The sequence below is a fragment of the Pseudoclavibacter sp. RFBB5 genome (assembly GCF_002931555.1).
Taxonomy (GTDB): Bacteria; Actinomycetota; Actinomycetes; order Actinomycetales; family Microbacteriaceae; genus Pseudoclavibacter.
This window is the reverse complement of record NZ_PSTZ01000009.1, coordinates 46,674-62,966: the sequence shown is the minus strand read 5'-3', so window position 1 is coordinate 62,966 and position 16,293 is coordinate 46,674. Positions and strand designations below refer to the sequence as shown.

Below are 16,293 nucleotides of genomic sequence, written 5' to 3'. Positions count from 1 at the left end.
GGACACCATGTCTGACCCGAACGGCCCCCAGTACCCTCAGCAGCCTCACCAGGGCGGGCAGCCCCACAATGGTCAGCCCCAGAACGGGCAGGCGCCGTATGGCCAGCAACCATACGACCAGTCCCAGCAGTATGGGCAGGCCCAGCCGGGAGGGCAGCAGTTCGGCCAGCAGCCTGGCGGCTACGGTCAGCAGCCAGGCTATGGCCAAGGCGACGGCGGCTACGGTCAGCAGCAGCCCGGGTACCCGGGCTACGAGCAGCAGGCGCCGTCTGCCCAGCAGGCTCCAGCGCAGCAGGCCTACGGCGCACCCCAGCACGACCAGTACGGGCAGCCGCAGTTCGGTGCTCCGGCGCAACAGGGGCAGTACGGCCAGCCGCAGTACAGCGCGCCGCAGCAGGGACAGTTCGGTTCCGCTCAGCAGGCGCAGTACGGCCAGCAGCCCGGTCAGCAGTTCGGTGGACAGGGCTACGGGCAGCAGCCGAAGGCGCCAGCGCCCGTGCTCGGCATCATCGCGGTCGCACTCGGCGCGCTCTCGCTTCTTCTCCTCCTGCTCCCGGGGTGGGCCTACATCGTCTCGCTCGTCTTCGGCCTCGGAGCCGTCGGGCTCGGTATCGCCGGGCTCCGTGCGCCCAAGGGCCTCGGGCGCACGCTCGGGATCGTGGGCCTCATCACCGGTGGACTGGCCGTGCTGGTCGCCCTCGCGACGCTCATCGTCGTCCTGACCGTCTGAGGTCCTGTCCGTCAGCTCAGGCGATCGGCGAGGATCGCGACTCGCTTGTCGCCGATCCTGGTGAGGATCAGCACGGCGGAGCTGGCTCCCTTGAGCGCCAGCCTGCGCCGGAACTCCGCGGGGTCGATGTCGACGCCGCGCTTCTTGATCTCGAGCACGCCGATATCGCGCTTCCGCAGTTCGCTCTTCAGCGATGACACATGCAGGGGGAGCACCTCGCGGACCGAGAAGGCGCTCGCGAACGGGGAGGGTGCGAAGGTGTCCGCCGTCATCCACGCGATGCTCTCGGAGATCATGGTGGCCTCGAGCGACCGCGCGAGGTCGCCGATGAGGCGGGCACGGATGATCGCCGGGTCGGGTTCGTAGAGCACGGCCCCGAGCTCGCCGACCTCGGCATCGTGCACGTCCTCGCTGCTGGTGAGCTCGGTCGCCCCCCGCTTGCCGATGACCATCGCCGACCGGCGGATGCCCGCGCGCGCCGCGTCGTGCATCCACACCGTCGCCTCGACGAGGTCGCCGCCAGACGACACCCACTGGGTCTCGGCATCCGCCGGCAGGTACGAGTGGTCGATGCCAGGACCGAGCTTGACGCCTGTAGGGCGCTCGCGGCCAGCCGCGAACACGAAGTCGAGCGCCGGGCTCCAATCAGAGGGGTCGAAGTGCCGCGCGGTGCTTCCGCCGCTGGTCGTTCGCCGAGCCGGGTCGAACCAGAGGGCATCGAAATCTGCGAGGTCGACCTCCTCCGCCCGGCCGTGCTCGACCCGCGCGTTGGGGAACGGTGCGAGGTTGTGCGCCGCGATCGCCGCCGTGACCTCGTCGAGGTCGTAGGCGGTCACCTCGAGGCCGAGCGAGGCGAACGCCATCGAGTCGGCGCCGATGCCGCAGCCCAGGTCGGCGACGCTGACCGCGCCCGCTCGACGGAACCGGTCTGCGTGGTGGGCCGCGACCTGCAGCCTGGTCGCCTGCTGCAACCCGGCGTCGGTGAAGAGCATCCGCTCGGCGAAGGGCCCGAACTTGGCGAGCGCGCGACGCCGCAGCTTCGCCTGCGTCACCACGGCGGCGACGGTCGCGGGCGATCCGCCGGCGGCGCGGAGCCTGGTCACGAGCGCGAGCGCGTCTGCGGACGACGCGACGGCCGGGGCATCGTCGAGCAGCGTCATCGCCTCGGGCGTGAGGAGGGCCAGGAGTTCGTCGCGCTGCACGTTCACTACGCTACCGGCGTACGCCCGAAGACGGCGCCGCGTTGCAACCCTCGCCGGATCGCCCCTACACTCGGAGTTAGCACTCTCATGGGGAGGGTGCTAATTCTGAACTTCCTATCGCTGAGAAAGAGGTCAACCGTGTCGGTGAACATTCAGCCGCTCGAGGATCGCATCGTCATCAAGCAGGTCGAGGCCGAGCAGACCACGGCTTCGGGTCTTGTGATTCCGGACACCGCCAAGGAGAAGCCCCAGGAGGGCGAAGTCGTCGCAGTCGGCCCCGGCCGCATCGACGACAACGGGAACCGCGTGCCGCTCGACCTCGTGGTCGGCGACAAGGTCATCTACTCCAAGTACGGCGGAACCGAGGTCAAGTACGGCGGCGAAGAGCTGCTCGTGCTCTCGGCTCGCGACATCCTCGCGAAGATCGTCTAGTCTCCAGCTCCACTGAGACTGCCAGGTCCTTCGGGACTGACTGGCTCGCAATGGCGTCCACCTCCGGGTGGGCGCCATTCGTGCATCCGGAGGCCGGCTCGGGCGTACGATCGCGAGGTGACGGAATCTCCTCGGTCCGGCCTCTGGCTGGCGTTCAGCGCGTACGCGCTCTGGGGGTTCATGCCCCTCTACGTCGTGGCGACCGCTCCGACGACACCTGTCGAGCTCATCGCGTGGCGCATCATCCTGAGTGTCGTGTTCTGCCTGCTCGGCGTGCTCGTCATGCGTGCATGGCGTCCGTTCCGGGAACTCATCTCGAAGAAGCGGGTCGTGCTCGGCCTCGGCGTGGCCGGGGTCCTGGTCTCCGCGAACTGGCTCTTCTACGTGCAGGCCGTCGCAACCGGGCACACGCTGGATGCCGCGCTCGGCTACTTCCTGAACCCGATCGTGTCAGTTGCGCTCGGTCTCGTCTTCCTCCGCGAGAGGCTGCGCCCGCTGCAGTGGGTTGCGGTGGGCCTCTCGCTCGTCGCCGTCCTCGTCATCTCGCTCGGCTACGGCCGCATCCCCTGGCTCGGCCTCGGCGTCGCCATGACGTTTGGACTGTACGGGCTCGTGAAGAAGCGGGTCGGTGTGCAGGCGGACGCGCTGAGCGGGCTCGCCGTCGAGACGACCCTGATCCTCCCCATCGGAGCGATCTGCCTCGTCTGGACGATCCTGTTCGGCGGAGGGATCACGTTCGGGACGGTGTCGGCGGTGAACACGGGCGTCCTCCTCTTCGCCGGCGTGGTGACGAGCGTGCCGCTGCTCCTCTTCGCCGCGGCGGCCAGACGTCTTCGCCTCATCGAGCTCGGACTGATGCAGTACATCGCGCCGATCCTGCAGTTCGTGCTCGCCGTCGCGGTCTTCTCGGAGCCCATGCCGCTGGAGCGGTGGATCGGGTTCGCGATCGTCTGGGTCGCGCTCATCCTCTTCACGATCGACCTCGTCCGGACGGCTAGACTTGGCGCCAGGATTCCCTCGGTGGCTGACCAGCTCGGTCCGCCGACACGGGGCTGAGGCCCGAGGGCCGCGGAGTGGGACGTCCCGGGAATGCGTCCGCGGTTCGCGCTGTTCCACCACCACTGAGCTGTTTCCCCACACACGCGGATGCCGCCGAGCGGCGCATCCCAGATACCTCCTGGAGCGTAATGACCGAGTCGGACCCCTTTGGCTTCACCGGATTGACCTACGACGATGTGCTGCTGCTCCCGGGGCACACCGACGTCATCCCGTCTGAGGTCGACACGACGACGCAGCTGACGCGCGGCATCACCTTGCGCGTCCCGCTCGTGTCGGCGGCGATGGACACGGTCACGGAGGCTCGCATGGCGATCGCCATGGCGCGCCAGGGCGGCATGGGCATCCTGCACCGCAACCTGTCGATCGACGACCAGGTCGAGATGGTCGATCGAGTCAAGCGGTCCGAGTCCGGGATGGTCACGAACCCGGTCACGACGACGCCGAACGCGACCGTCGCGGAGGTCGACGAGATCTGCGGGCAGTACCGCGTCTCCGGCCTCCCCGTGGTCGACGAGGTCACCGGCAAGCTCGTCGGCATCATCTCGAACCGCGACATGCGCTTCGTCCCGGAGTCCGAGAAACGTTCGACGCGCGTGCACGAGGTCATGACCGGTGAGGGGCTCGTGACGGCGCCCGTCGGCATCTCGGGCGACGACGCCTACAAGCTCCTCGGCAAGCACCGCATCGAGAAGCTCCCGCTCATCGACGACGAGGGCAAGCTCGCCGGGCTCATCACGGTGAAGGACTTCGACAAGAGCGACAAGTACCCGAACGCCACGAAGGACGACGCCGGGCGACTGCGCGTCGGAGCCGCGATCGGCTTCTTCGGCGACGGCTGGGAGCGCGCCGAGCGCCTCGTGGCGGCCGGGGTCGACGTGCTCGTCGTCGACACGGCCAACGGCCAGTCCGCGGGCGTGCTCGACATGATCCGGCGCCTCAAGAGCGACCCGGTCATCGGGCACGTGCAGGTCGTGGGCGGCAACGTCGCGACGCGCGAGGGCGCGCAGGCACTCGTGGATGCGGGTGCTGACGCGGTCAAGGTCGGTGTCGGTCCCGGCTCCATCTGCACCACGCGCATCGTCGCCGGCGTCGGCGTGCCGCAGATCACGGCCGTCTACGAGGCGTCGCTCGCCGCGACTCCCGCGGGCGTGCCGGTCATCGCGGACGGCGGACTGCAGTACTCCGGTGAGATCGCGAAGGCGCTCGTCGCTGGCGCGTCGGCCGTCATGGTGGGTTCGCTGCTCGCTGGCACGGACGAGTCGCCCGGTGATCTCATCTTCGTCAACGGCAAGCAGTTCAAGAGCTACCGCGGCATGGGCTCGCTCGGCGCCCTGCAGTCGCGCGGCGAGCGCACGTCGTACTCGAAGGACCGCTACTTCCAGGCGGACGTCCCGAGCGACGACGAGCTCATCGCGGAGGGTATCGAGGGCAAGGTCGCGTACCGCGGCTCCATCCGCCAGTCGGTGTTCCAGCTCACGGGTGGCCTACGCCAGTCGATGTTCTACGTCGGCGCTCGCACGGTGGCCGAGCTCAAGGCGAAGGGGCGCTTCGTGCGCATCACGCCTGCGGGGCTGAAGGAGTCGCACCCGCACGACGTGCAGATGGTGTCGGAAGCGCCGAACTACCGTCGCTAGCTGTCGCAGCGGCGTGGCGCGTCGGGGTCTCCCCGCCGCCGCGCCGCAGCAGCGGGCACGGGGGAGGGCTAGGCTAGGCAGGTGACTGAGATCGAGATCGGCCGCGCAAAGCGAGCCCGCCGCGTGTACTCCTTCGACGATGTGGCGATCGTGCCATCGCGGCGAACCCGTGACCCGGAGGATGTCTCCATCACGTGGAAGATCGACGCGTTCACGTTCGACATCCCGCTCATCGCAGCTCCCATGGACTCGGTCATGTCGCCCGAGACGGCGATCGGCTTCGGCAAGCTCGGCGGCCTCGGCGTGCTCGACCTCGAGGGCCTGTGGACTCGCTACGACGACCCGGCCCCGCTGCTCGCGCAGATCGCGGATCTGCCTGCCAAGCAGGCGACAGCCAAGCTCCAGGAGATCTACCGCGAGCCCGTCAAGGGCACGCTCATCAAGGAGCGCCTGCAGCAGATTCGCGAGGCCGGTGTGCCCGCGGCAGGTGCGCTCTCCCCGCAGCGCACGCAGCAGTTCATGAACGATGTGCTCGAGGCAGGCACCGACCTCTTCGTCATCCGCGGTACGACCGTGTCGGCCGAGCACGTCTCGCACAACCAGGAGCCCCTGAACCTCAAGCAGTTCATCTACGAGCTCGACGTGCCCGTCATCGTCGGCGGGGCCGCGACGTACACGGCCGCCCTGCACCTCATGCGCACGGGCGCCGCCGGCGTGCTCGTCGGCTTCGGCGGCGGAGCGGCGTCGACCACGCGTCGCGTGCTCGGCATCCACGCCCCCATGGCGACGGCCATCGCCGACGTCGCGGGTGCTCGACGCGACTACCTCGACGAGTCGGGCGGACGCTACGTGCACGTCATCGCGGACGGCGGCATCGGCACGTCCGGTGACCTCGTGAAGGCCATCGCCTCCGGCGCCGACGCGGTCATGATCGGCGCGGCGCTCGCACGTGCGACGGATGCGCCTGGCCGCGGCTGGCACTGGGGTGCCGAGGCGCGCCACGAGAAGCTCCCGCGCGGAAACCGCGTGCAGGTCGGGCAGGTGGCTCCCATGGCGGAGATCGTCGCGGGCCCCGCTGACAGCGCCGACGGCATCTCGAACCTCACGGGAGCCCTCCGCCACTCGATGGCGACGACCGGCTACTCGGGACTCAAGGAGTTCCAGCGCGCCGAGATGGTCGTCGCCCCCTACACGCCTACGGCCTAGCCGGAGCCGCGGTCGGGCCGGCTGACGGCTCGGTCAAAGGTTGAGCGTTCAGACTTCCCCTACAAGCAGCAACTGAGAACGAGGAGCAGGTTATGGCGAACAGCGTCTCTCGAAGCGACAAGCTCGGCCCGCAGGAACGTGCTGCGGCGATCGAGTCCCTCAAGACCAAGAACCTCGACGTGCTCGTCGTCGGCGGCGGCGTCGTCGGTGCGGGCGCCGCACTCGATGCCGTCACCCGAGGCCTCAGCGTCGGCATGGTCGAGGCGCGCGACTTCGCATCCGGCACATCGAGCCGTTCGTCGAAGCTCATCCACGGCGGCATCCGGTACCTCGAGCAGATGAACTTCGGCCTCGTGCGCGAAGCGCTGCTCGAGCGCGGTCTGCTCCTGCAGCGCCTCGCCCCGCACCTCGTGAAGCCCATCCGCTTCCTCTACCCGCTGAAGAACCCGCTCGAGCGCTTCTACATCGGCGCCGGCATGCTCATGTACGACCTCTTCGCGAAGACCGGAGAGGTCAAGCCGGGCGTGCCCATGCATCGCCACTACACGCGCAGCCAGGTCGCGAAGATGTCTCCCGGGCTGTCCAAGAACTCGTTCTCGGGCGGGCTCACCTACTACGACGCGGGCGTCGACGACGCGCGGTTCGTCGCGGTCCTCGCCCGCACGGCGTCCTTCTACGGCGCCCACGTCGCGCCGCGCGTGCGAGTCGAAGGCTTCCTCAAGGTCGGCCAGCGCGTCGTCGGCGCCCAGGTCGTCGACCTCGAGACCGGCGAGCGCTTCGAGATCCGTGCGAAGCAGGTCGTGAACGCCACCGGAGTCTGGACCGACGACACCAACAAGATGGTCGGCGAGCGCGCCTCCTTCCGGGTCCGCGCCTCCAAGGGCGTCCACCTCGTCGTGCCCCGTGACCGTTTCCAGTCGGCGTCCGGCCTCCTCCTCCGCACGGAGAAGAGCGTGCTGTTCGTCATCCCGAACGGTCGCCACTGGATCATCGGCACGACGGACACCGACTGGAAGCTCGACAAGGCGCACCCCGCCGCGACGGCCGCCGACATCGACTACATCCTGAAGCACGTCAACGAGGTCCTCGCGGTGAAGCTCACCCGAGCCGACGTCGAGGGCGTCTACGCGGGCCTTCGGCCGCTGCTGTCCGGCGAGTCGGATGAGACCTCGAAGCTCTCCCGCGAGCACATGGTTGCGCACTCCGTGCCCGGCCTCGTGCTCATCGCCGGCGGCAAGTACACGACCTACCGCATCATGGCGAAGGACGCGATCGACGCGGCAGCGGATGCGCTCGACGGCAAGATCCCCGCCTCCACCACCAAGGACATCCCGCTGCTCGGCGCCGTCGGCTACAAGGCCGCCTGGAACCGTCGCGGGAAGATCGCCCGCGCCTTCGGCCTGCACCGCGTGCGCATCGAGCACCTCCTCAACCGCTACGGAACGCTCACGGACGAGATCCTCGACCTCATCCGTCAGAACCCGAAGCTGGCGGAGCCCATGCCCGGTGCCGACGACTACCTGCAGGCGGAGATCACGTACGCGGCGACGCACGAAGGTGCCCTGCACCTCGACGACGTGCTCGCGCGCCGCACCCGCATCTCCATCGAGGCGTGGGACCGCGGCATCTCGGCGGCTCCGGTCGCCGCGCGTCTCATGGCGGACGCCCTCGGGTGGGACGAGGAGCGCACCCAGCGCGAGATCGACACCTACGTCGAGCGAGTGGCGGCAGAGATCGCGAGCCAGGAGCAGCCCGACGACGAGTCAGCCGACCGCATCCGCCTCGAAGCTCCCGACATCGACTCGGTCCTCGGCCACGCCGGTGACAACACGCCCTTCGGAACTGCTCCGGCTCTGCCGATGATCGAGGTCGACGAGACTGCAGACGTCGAGGCCGCGACGGTCAAGGCCGAGTCGAAGGACGCCCAGAAGTCCTGATGTCCGAAGCTGCCAGCGCTCATCCCGCGCCGCCGTCGATGGGTCGAGTGCTCGTGCGCCCCAAGTGGTTAGGCGTGCTTGCCCTCGCACTCGTCGTCGCGTCGGTCTTCGCGTGGCTCGGGCGCTGGCAGCTGGAATCCGCGTTCCTCTCACTCGAGCACGGCAGGACCGTCGCCCAGGAGGCGACGCAGCCGCCCGTGGGTCTCGGAGAGCTGGCGCAGCCGCAGCAGCGGGTTGCTGATGCGGCCGTCGGCCGGCAGGTCACGTTCGCCGGTGTCGTGGATGCCCGCGATTTCGATGTCGTCGCTGAACGACTCCAGGGGGAGCGGCTCGGCTACTGGGTGATCGGGCACGTGGCGGTCACGGATGACGAGGCCGGCGGGTCCGGTGCCGCTGGGATGGCCCCGGGGCTTGCCGTCGCGGTCGGGTGGACGGAGGATGCGGCTTCGGCGACCGAGCTGGTGACGAGGCTGCAGGCCTCGGCGGGCGATGGAGAGCTCGAGCTCTCCGGCAGGCTCGAGTACGGGCAGGCGCCGCAGGTAAATCGCGGTGACGACGCGCAGGCGCTCACCGCAATGGCGCCGACGCACCTCATCAACCGCTGGGCAGAGCCGGCCGCGCAGAACTACGGCATCTACGTGAGCCTCGACGAGCCCTCGATGCTGGCGGTTCTCGGTCCAGCTTCTGGCAGCGGGGAGCTCGAGGCCATCACGCCCCAGGCCCTCGAGGCTCCGCAGCTCAACTGGCTGAACATCTTCTACGCCATCGAGTGGGCGCTCTTCGCCGGGTTCGCGATCTTCATGTGGTGGCGGCTCGCCCGCGACGAGTACGAGAAGGAGCGCCGTGAAGCGGCCGAGGCGCCGAGCGTGCTCGCCGAGCAGCTCAAGCGCGACCGGCTCAAGGCCATGCTCGACGAGCGAACGAAGGGCGAGGCCCTTCGCCTAGACTAGAGGCCATGCCTCACGACGCCCTCCTGAACGCCAACCCCGGTTTCCGACGGGCGCTCCGCTTCTATCAGGTGACGGCGTACGTGACCGGCATCCTCCTGCTCTTGCTGTGCATCGAGATGTTCCTCAAGTACGCCTTCCACCTCGAGGTCGAGGCGTTCGGCCCGTTCGGGGTCATCGCGCTGGTCCAGGAGGGCACGACGACCGCGCTCAACCTGAGCCTGTGGGTGCTCATCGTGCACGGCTGGTTCTACGTCGTGTACCTCGTCGCCTCCTATGTGCTCTGGCAGCAGATGCGCTGGCCCATCGTCTGGCTCCTCGCCATGGCGGCTGGCGGTGTCGTGCCGTTCCTGTCGTTCGTCACCGAGTGGTTCATGTCGCGACGAGCGAAGCGCGACCTCGTGCTGCGAGAAGAACAGCGACTCGCCGCCGCCGGTGAGGAGCAGAAGCTCCGCGACTTCGAGGCGAGCCTGAGCGAGTCGGAACGCGAGCAGCTCGAGAGCGATGTGCAGCAGTCACTCGCCGAGCACCAGCGCCGCGCGAACTGACGCGCCAACTTTCCCAGCCGCACTCTCCGCACCACCCGAAAGGTGTCCATGGCAACCACCGACCCGCAGGCCACAGCTCCGCAGCAGTCGACAGATCAGCGCCCAGTGCTCGTCGTCGACTTCGGCGCGCAGTACGCCCAGCTCATCGCTCGGCGCGTTCGCGAGGCGAGCGTCTACTCCGAGATCGTGCCGCACACCATCTCGGCCGAGGAGGTGGCCGCGAAGAACCCCGTCGGCATCATCCTCTCGGGCGGCCCCTCCAGCGTGTACGCCGAGGCGGCTCCATCGCTCGACTCGGGCATCCTCGACCTCGGAGTGCCGACGCTCGGCATCTGCTACGGCTTCCAGGTCATGGCGACGCAGCTCGGTGGCGCGGTCGCGAAGACCGGTCGTCGTGAGTACGGTTCCACCGCGGTGAAGCTCGCAGGCGGCGAGTCGAGCCTGCTCGACGGTCAGCCCGACGACCAGACGGTGTGGATGAGCCACGGCGACTCGGTCGCCCGCGCGCCCGAGGGCTTCACGGTGCTCGCCACGACGGAGGACACCCCCGTGGCGGCGTTCCAGAACACTGAGCGGGGCCTCTACGGGGTGCAGTGGCACCCCGAGGTGCTGCACTCCGAGCACGGTCAGGCGCTCCTCGAGGGTTTCCTGCACCGAGCCGCCGGCATTCCCAGCGACTGGACCCCCGCGTCGGTGATCGACGAGCAGGTCGCACGTATCCGCGAGCAGATCGGCGACGCCAAGGTCATCTGCGGCCTCTCCGGTGGTGTCGACTCCGCCGTCGCCGCCGCCCTCGTCTACAAGGCCGTCGGCGACCAGCTCACGTGCGTGTTCGTCGACCACGGCCTGCTCCGTCAGGACGAGCGCCGTCAGGTCGAGGAGGACTTCGTCGACGCGATCGGCGTGCGCCTCGTGACGGTGGATGCACGCGAGCAGTTCCTCACGGCACTCGCGGGCATCACCGACCCGGAGGAGAAGCGCAAGACGATCGGCCGCGAGTTCATCCGCAGCTTCGAGCAGGCCGAGGTCGACCTCATCAAGGAAGCGCAGGAGTCGGGGGAGCGCATCCGCTTCCTCGTCCAGGGCACGCTCTATCCTGACGTCGTCGAGTCCGGCGGCGGCACCGGCACGGCCAACATCAAGAGTCACCACAACGTGGGCGGCCTGCCGGAGGACATGCAGTTCGAGCTGGTCGAGCCGTTGCGGACGCTCTTCAAGGACGAGGTCCGGGCTGTCGGCCGCGAGCTCGGAGTTCCGGAGCAGATCGTCGCTCGCCAGCCGTTCCCTGGCCCGGGGCTCGGCATCCGCATCATCGGCGAGGTCACGCAGGAGCGGCTCGATCTGCTGCGCGAGGCCGATGCGATCGTGCGCCAGGAGTTGACCGCGGCTGGGCTCGACACGGAGATCTGGCAGTGCCCGGTCGTGCTGCTCGCCGACGTCCGCTCGGTGGGCGTTCAGGGTGACGGCCGCACCTACGGGCATCCCATCGTGCTGCGTCCCGTCTCCAGCGAGGACGCCATGACGGCCGACTGGACGCGCCTGCCCTACGATCTGCTCGCGCGCATCTCGAACCGCATCACGAACGAGGTCGACGACGTGAACCGCGTGGTGCTCGACGTGACGTCGAAGCCGCCGGGAACCATCGAGTGGGAGTAGTCCTCGGCGAAAGCTGAGCCGAGCGGGGATGCACACTGTGCATCCCCGTTCGTGCATTCTGTGCCAGATCAGGTGAAATCTGAGCAGAATCGCGACACCAGCGTTCCGGAGCTCGCGGCGCGGCGGCGGTCGACCGGTGTCTGGGTGCAACGCCCCGGGCAAATGTGCCCGGACATAAAGGCCTGGTTGGGGTGATCAAAACCGAGAAGGCGAAAGGTTTTCGGTTTCCGAGTCAGGGATTCCGGATTTCCGACCCGGGAACCTCGAGTGCCCGGACGGGAGAAAACGCCTGTTTGGTGGGCGAATCGTGGCTAGTGATGCTCGTTGGGTGGTGGCATGGTTGAGGGGTTCCCAGATGTGCAACTTCACCTCCCCGCTCAGAGAGTTCGCGACATGGCACCACGCTTCCCAGCCGACCCGCTTCCCCAGGTACCCGCCGACACAGGGCTGATCTCGACGCCCCAGCGCGAGGACTCGACCTCAGGTCACCTCGTCGATCACGAGCTGCTGCAGGACGCCGCGGGTCAGCTCCTCGAGGCGGACCCCGACCACGGGCTCTCCGTCGAATACCAGGGCCAGTGGGTGTCAGTGCGGCCAGGCGAGCGCATCGAGATCGGGCGCGACGCCGACATCCGCCTCGACGCGAACCCGTTCCTGCACCGCAAGCTGCTCCGCATCGCCGCGAAGGATGGGCTCTGGTTCGTGTCCAACATCGGGACCCGGATGACGCTCAGCGTCGTCGACGGTTCAGGGCGCGTCCAGGGGCGGTTGCTGCCAGGCGCGCACCTTCCGATCGTCTTCGAACGCACGAGCATCCACTTCTCCGCCGGCGAGCGCCAGTACGAGGTCAAGGTGCACGCCGCCTCACCGGTGTACATGGATCTGCCGGGCGGCCCCGGCTCAGCTCCGGAGACCGCCGGGCGCGAGCTGACGCACATCGCGCTGACCCCCGCACAGCGCCTCCTGCTGCTCGCGCTCTGTGAATCGGTCCTGCTGCGAGGCGAGCACGGCCTCGGCGACATCCCCACGAGCGCTCGCGCCGCTGAACGCCTCGGCTGGACCGTCACCGCCTTCAACCGCAAGCTCGACAACGTGTGCGAGAAGCTCGACCGCATCGGCGTGGAAGGGCTCCGCGGAGGGGCTCGCTCGTACGCCACCAACCGTCGCGCTCGACTCGTGGACTACGCCGTGCGCAACAAGCTCGTCGGTGAAGACGAGCTGTACCTGCTCGACGTCGATCCCGACGCGGGGTTCGACGACCGGACGCTGCCGGCGCGCCGGTAACGCCACGCACCGCAGGTCGGACGCACGAAGGGCCGCTCCTCTCGGAGCGGCCCTTCTCACATCCCAGGGGATGTCCTGCGCTAGTTGTTGCCTCGCAGGATGGCCAGCACGCGGATGATCTCCACGTAGATGAAGACGACGGTGGAGACGAGGCTGTACGCACCGATCCAGCCGTACTTGCGGGGAGCGCCACCCTCGACGCCGTTCTTGATGAGCTCGAAGTCCATGACGAGCATGTACGCGCCCATGAGGACGGCGAAGATGCCGAGGATCACGCCGAGCGGGATGCCGAAGACCTCCATTGAGCGCATGCCCCACGGGCCAGCCGCGCTCTCGAACCCGAACATCATCATGCCGAAGTTGATGAGCGAGAAGAGCGCGTAGCCGAGCATCGCGACGAGCACGATCTTGGTCATGCGCGGCGAGGTGCGGACCTTGCCGAAGCGGAACAGCACAAGCGTCACGGCGACCACGGAGAACGTCGCGAGGACGGCCTGCATGGCGATGCCCGGGAACATCCCCTCGAGGATCGAGGAGAGGCCACCGACCAGGAGGCCCTCAGCCGCGGCGAACGCGAAGATGAGGCCCGTCTTGGGCTCGCGCTGGAACGCGAGCACGAGCGAGAGCACAAGCGCGCCGATCGCGCCGACGATCATGAGCATCGGCACGAACCAGGCCACAGCAGCCGCGACGAGCACGATGCCGAAGAGGCCAGCGGTCTTCGCGATGGTGTCCTCGTAGGACATCCGCTCCATCTGGTCAGGTGTCGCGGGCGGTGCCTGGAACTGGGCGTTCAGCTGGTCGGCGGTGAGCGGCGCGGGAGGCTGCTGCCCGTAGGCCGACGCGGACGGTGCGTTGCCGTAGGAGGGAGCGGTGGGCGCCTGGCCGAACTGTTGGCCGTGCTGCCTGCGTGCCTCCCCGTTGAAGTAGGGGTTGCGTTCTAGCGCGGAATTCGCCATGGCTGTCCGTGAGTCCGTTCTGTCTCGAAGGTCAAGATGCCCGCCAGAGACGGGGTTGCCGGGATTCTAACGAAAGAGTTCGTGAATACGACTTGGAGGTGTGCGCCCTCAGCGGACGGCGGTCCTCGCGTCGCTTGTCGAGCGGGCGTCGCGGCCCGTGCCGAGCAGCAGTCGCGGCAGGAGCAGGAACGCGCCGAGCACGATGGAGGCGACGATGATGAAGGCGACCTCCGCGGTGTCGCCGATCATGAGGCGAAGCAGCATCCCGCCGCCGACGGTCACGATCCAGACGAAGACGCCGGCCGGGAACGGGCGCCAGGGCTTCCAGCGGAAGAGCGTCACGAGCACCCAGGCGAGGAGCAGGCCCAGGACGAACGGCCAACCGGTCGTCACGATGCCCGCAAGGGAGAGGCCCTCTGCGTGGCTCATCCGCCCGATGACCGCGAACACCACGACAAGGAGCAGGTCGACGATGAGGGGGAGCGCGTAGCCGCCGCCAGCGCGATAGACCGAACGTGTTCGCCGCATGACACCAACCGTACGCCTGGGTCCGGCACACTGCGCGCGTGAACGCGCCAAGCCAGCACAAATGTCCCCTCGTCATCGGCCACCGCGGTGCCCCCGCGTACCGGCCGGAGCACACGGCCGAGGGGTACCTCCTCGCCGTGCGGCAGGGCGCTGATGCGCTCGAGCCGGATGTCGTCCCGACTCGCGACGGCGTGCTCCTGATCCGCCACGAGCCCATGCTCGGGGCGAGCACCGACATCGCCGCACGCCCAACCGAGTTCGGGCACGCTCGCACCCGCTCGACACCGGACGGGTCGCTCACCGACTGGTTTGCGCACGACTTCACGTGGGAACAGCTCGGGTCGCTGCGGGCGGTCGAGCGCATCCCCCACATCCGCCCCGCCAACGCCGTCTGCGACGGGACGTCAGCGCTGATGCGGCTTCGCGAGCTCGTCGAGCTGGTGGAGCACGAGCGGACCGCGGCGGGAGCACGGCCACGCCTGGTGATCGAGCTCAAGCACGCGAGCTGGTTCCGCGAGCTCGGGTTCGATCTGGCTGCGCTGCTCGAACGCGAGCTGGCCGGGCTGTGGGGTTCACCCGCGCTCGAGGGACTCGTCATCGAGAGCTTCGAGGGCGAGGTGCTGCGCGACCTTCGGCGGCGAGGCATCGCGGTGGACGCATCGCTGGTCTACCTGATCGACGACGAGGGGGCCCCGCACGATCGGCTCGCGCGGGACGGCTCCCGCGCGCAGAGCTACGCCAGCGACCTGACGGGGCCGGGGCTGGATGCGGTTGCGGGGTGGGCGGACGGTATCAGCCTCAGCCACCTGCTGCTCGGGGTCCGCGACGAGGCCAGCGCCGCGCATCCCCAGGCGGGCCGGAGGCTCGTCGAGCGAGCTCACGCCCGCGGCCTCGCGGTGTACACGTGGACCCTGCGTCCGGAGGACGCGTTCCTGCCGACGACGTTCGAGGGGCGCCCAGAGGCGTACTGGCGGGGCATCCTGCGCACGGGTGTCGACGGCGTCTTCGCGGATGCGCCCGACCGCGTCCGCGCGCTCGTCGATGCGCAGACGCGGCGCGCGTAGCGCTCGGACCCGGCCGCCCGGACGAGACATGCGAGAGATGCAGGTTCCCGCGACCGAGAACCTGCATCTCTCGCACCTCTCTGCTCGAGCGAGGAGCGAGCGGGCGCTGACTGCGCCTAGGCGACCTGCGCGGAGACGCGGTCGAGCGTCCGCAGCTCGTCGTCGGTGAGCGCGAGCGTGAACGCGTCCGTGATGAGCGGCAGCTGCTCAGCGGTGCGGGCGCTGGCGATAGGGGACACGACGCCGGGCTGAGCTGCGAGCCAGGCGAGCGCGACCGTTCCCGGCTGGGTGCCGTGGGCCTGCGCGATGTCCGCAACCGCATCCACGATCGCGTAGCCGCGATCGGTGCGGTACTGCTCCACGGAGCTCGCACGGGCCGAGTCGACCTCGACGTCCTTGCGGTACTTCCCGGTCAGGAAGCCGTGCGCAAGCGCGAAGTACGGGACGACCCCGAGGCCCGCCTCGCGGGCGAGCGGCAGGAGCTCGCCCTCGATGTCGCGCTCGAGGAGGTTGTACTCGGGCTGCAGCGCAGTGGGCTGGTGCAGTCGGTGGCTCTCGACGGCGGAGAGCCACTCGCGCAGACGGGTCGGCGAGTAGTTGGAGACGCCGATGGCCTTGATCTTGCCGGCATCGACGAGTTCGGAGAAGACCCCCGCCGTCTCGGCGATGGGCGTCTCCGGGTCGTCCCGGTGCGCGTAGTAGAGGTCGATCTGCTCGACGCCGAGGCGCTTGAGGCTGTCGTCGACCGCTGCACGCACGTTGTCGGCGCTGAGTCCGGGCCGCTTGGCGAACTGGGCGACCTTGGTCGCGATGACCAGATCCTCCGGACGCCCGCGCGAGCGGAGCCATTCGCCGATGATCGTCTCGGACTCGGCCCCCGAATTGCCGGGGACCCAGGCCGAGTAGACGTCGGCGGTGTCGATGAAGTTGCCACCGGCCTCGACATAGCCGTCGAGGATCGCGAACGACGCGTCGCGGTCGGCGGTCCAGCCGAACACGTTGCCGCCGAGCGCGACGGGGGAGACGGAGAGCGTGCCGCCGAGCGCGCGGCGGGCGGGGGAGAGCTGCGTGGTCAAGGTGATTCCCTTCCGCGGCCCACGCGATGTC

At 68.8% G+C, this 16,293-nt stretch carries 15 protein-coding genes; 11 read left to right on the top strand and 4 right to left on the bottom strand.

Annotated features, from left to right (window positions below; translation table 11 throughout):
• Positions 1-7: 7 nt before the first annotated feature.
• Entirely contained in the window at positions 8-730 is a 723-nt protein-coding gene (locus C5B97_RS14155; protein WP_104312690.1) for a hypothetical protein, read from the top strand.
• Between the two features lie 11 nt (positions 731-741).
• Here C5B97_RS14155 and C5B97_RS14150 read toward each other — a convergent pair whose 3' ends face one another.
• Complete coding sequence (locus C5B97_RS14150) at positions 742-1,932, bottom strand: class I SAM-dependent methyltransferase (RefSeq protein ID WP_104312778.1); 1,191 nt, start codon at positions 1,930-1,932, stop codon at positions 742-744.
• Between the two features lie 138 nt (positions 1,933-2,070).
• Here C5B97_RS14150 and groES point away from each other — a divergent pair, with 138 nt between their 5' ends.
• The 9 genes from groES to C5B97_RS14105 all read left to right on the top strand — a co-directional run bounded on the left by groES (position 2,071) and on the right by C5B97_RS14105 (position 12,635).
• Complete coding sequence (groES, locus tag C5B97_RS14145) at positions 2,071-2,364, top strand: co-chaperone GroES (protein WP_068479200.1); 294 nt, start codon at positions 2,071-2,073, stop codon at positions 2,362-2,364.
• 117 nt (positions 2,365-2,481) lie between these two features.
• Entirely contained in the window at positions 2,482-3,420 is a 939-nt protein-coding gene (gene rarD / locus C5B97_RS14140; RefSeq protein WP_258068284.1) for an EamA family transporter RarD, read from the top strand.
• 131 nt (positions 3,421-3,551) lie between these two features.
• Positions 3,552-5,057 carry an IMP dehydrogenase gene (guaB, locus tag C5B97_RS14135; protein WP_104312689.1) on the top strand — a complete coding sequence of 502 codons (1,506 nt, stop codon included), beginning with the start codon at positions 3,552-3,554 and terminating at the stop codon, positions 5,055-5,057.
• A gap of 81 nt (positions 5,058-5,138) precedes the next feature.
• Positions 5,139-6,263 (top strand): GuaB3 family IMP dehydrogenase-related protein, encoded by a 1,125-nt coding sequence (locus C5B97_RS14130; RefSeq protein ID WP_104254001.1) that lies wholly within the window; start codon positions 5,139-5,141, stop codon positions 6,261-6,263.
• A 92-nt stretch (positions 6,264-6,355) separates the two neighbouring features.
• Positions 6,356-8,200, top strand: a complete 1,845-nt coding sequence (locus C5B97_RS14125; RefSeq protein WP_104312688.1) for a glycerol-3-phosphate dehydrogenase/oxidase — start codon at positions 6,356-6,358, stop codon at positions 8,198-8,200.
• Entirely contained in the window at positions 8,200-9,150 is a 951-nt protein-coding gene (locus C5B97_RS14120; protein WP_104312687.1) for an SURF1 family protein, read from the top strand. The genes C5B97_RS14125 and C5B97_RS14120 overlap by 1 nt, the downstream gene beginning before the upstream one ends.
• A 5-nt stretch (positions 9,151-9,155) precedes the next feature.
• On the top strand, positions 9,156-9,695 hold the full coding sequence (locus C5B97_RS14115; protein ID WP_104312686.1) for a DUF3817 domain-containing protein: 540 nt from the start codon (positions 9,156-9,158) through the stop codon (positions 9,693-9,695).
• Between the two features lie 48 nt (positions 9,696-9,743).
• Positions 9,744-11,351: a glutamine-hydrolyzing GMP synthase gene (gene guaA / locus C5B97_RS14110; RefSeq protein ID WP_104312685.1), complete on the top strand. Its 1,608-nt coding sequence runs from the start codon at positions 9,744-9,746 to the stop codon at positions 11,349-11,351.
• Positions 11,352-11,744: 393 nt separating this feature from the next.
• Entirely contained in the window at positions 11,745-12,635 is an 891-nt protein-coding gene (locus tag C5B97_RS14105) for a hypothetical protein (RefSeq protein ID WP_257023083.1), read from the top strand.
• 80 nt (positions 12,636-12,715) lie between these two features.
• On the opposite strand, the gene C5B97_RS14100 is transcribed toward C5B97_RS14105, so the two are convergent.
• Both C5B97_RS14100 and C5B97_RS14095 read right to left on the bottom strand, forming a co-directional pair.
• Entirely contained in the window at positions 12,716-13,594 is an 879-nt protein-coding gene (locus tag C5B97_RS14100; protein ID WP_104312684.1) for a Bax inhibitor-1/YccA family protein, read from the bottom strand.
• A gap of 108 nt (positions 13,595-13,702) precedes the next feature.
• Positions 13,703-14,122, bottom strand: a complete 420-nt coding sequence (locus tag C5B97_RS14095) for a DUF3054 domain-containing protein (protein ID WP_104312683.1) — start codon at positions 14,120-14,122, stop codon at positions 13,703-13,705.
• A 38-nt stretch (positions 14,123-14,160) separates the two neighbouring features.
• On the opposite strand from C5B97_RS14095, the gene C5B97_RS14090 reads away from it, so the two are divergent.
• Complete coding sequence (locus C5B97_RS14090; protein WP_104312682.1) at positions 14,161-15,186, top strand: glycerophosphodiester phosphodiesterase family protein; 1,026 nt, start codon at positions 14,161-14,163, stop codon at positions 15,184-15,186.
• A gap of 116 nt (positions 15,187-15,302) precedes the next feature.
• Here C5B97_RS14090 and C5B97_RS14085 read toward each other — a convergent pair whose 3' ends face one another.
• Positions 15,303-16,262, bottom strand: a complete 960-nt coding sequence (locus C5B97_RS14085) for an aldo/keto reductase (protein ID WP_104312681.1) — start codon at positions 16,260-16,262, stop codon at positions 15,303-15,305.
• Positions 16,263-16,293: the final 31 nt, after the last annotated feature.

Coding starts and splice junctions, on each gene's coding strand:
- C5B97_RS14155 (WP_104312690.1), top strand. CDS start 8: ATGTCTGACCCGAACGGCCCCCAGTACCCTCAGCAGCCTCACCAGGGC.
- guaB (WP_104312689.1), top strand. CDS start 3,552: ATGACCGAGTCGGACCCCTTTGGCTTCACCGGATTGACCTACGACGAT.
- C5B97_RS14125 (WP_104312688.1), top strand. CDS start 6,356: ATGGCGAACAGCGTCTCTCGAAGCGACAAGCTCGGCCCGCAGGAACGT.
- C5B97_RS14120 (WP_104312687.1), top strand. CDS start 8,200: ATGTCCGAAGCTGCCAGCGCTCATCCCGCGCCGCCGTCGATGGGTCGA.
- C5B97_RS14115 (WP_104312686.1), top strand. CDS start 9,156: ATGCCTCACGACGCCCTCCTGAACGCCAACCCCGGTTTCCGACGGGCG.
- guaA (WP_104312685.1), top strand. CDS start 9,744: ATGGCAACCACCGACCCGCAGGCCACAGCTCCGCAGCAGTCGACAGAT.
- C5B97_RS14105 (WP_257023083.1), top strand. CDS start 11,745: ATGGCACCACGCTTCCCAGCCGACCCGCTTCCCCAGGTACCCGCCGAC.
- C5B97_RS14100 (WP_104312684.1), bottom strand. CDS start 13,594: ATGGCGAATTCCGCGCTAGAACGCAACCCCTACTTCAACGGGGAGGCA.
- C5B97_RS14095 (WP_104312683.1), bottom strand. CDS start 14,122: ATGCGGCGAACACGTTCGGTCTATCGCGCTGGCGGCGGCTACGCGCTC.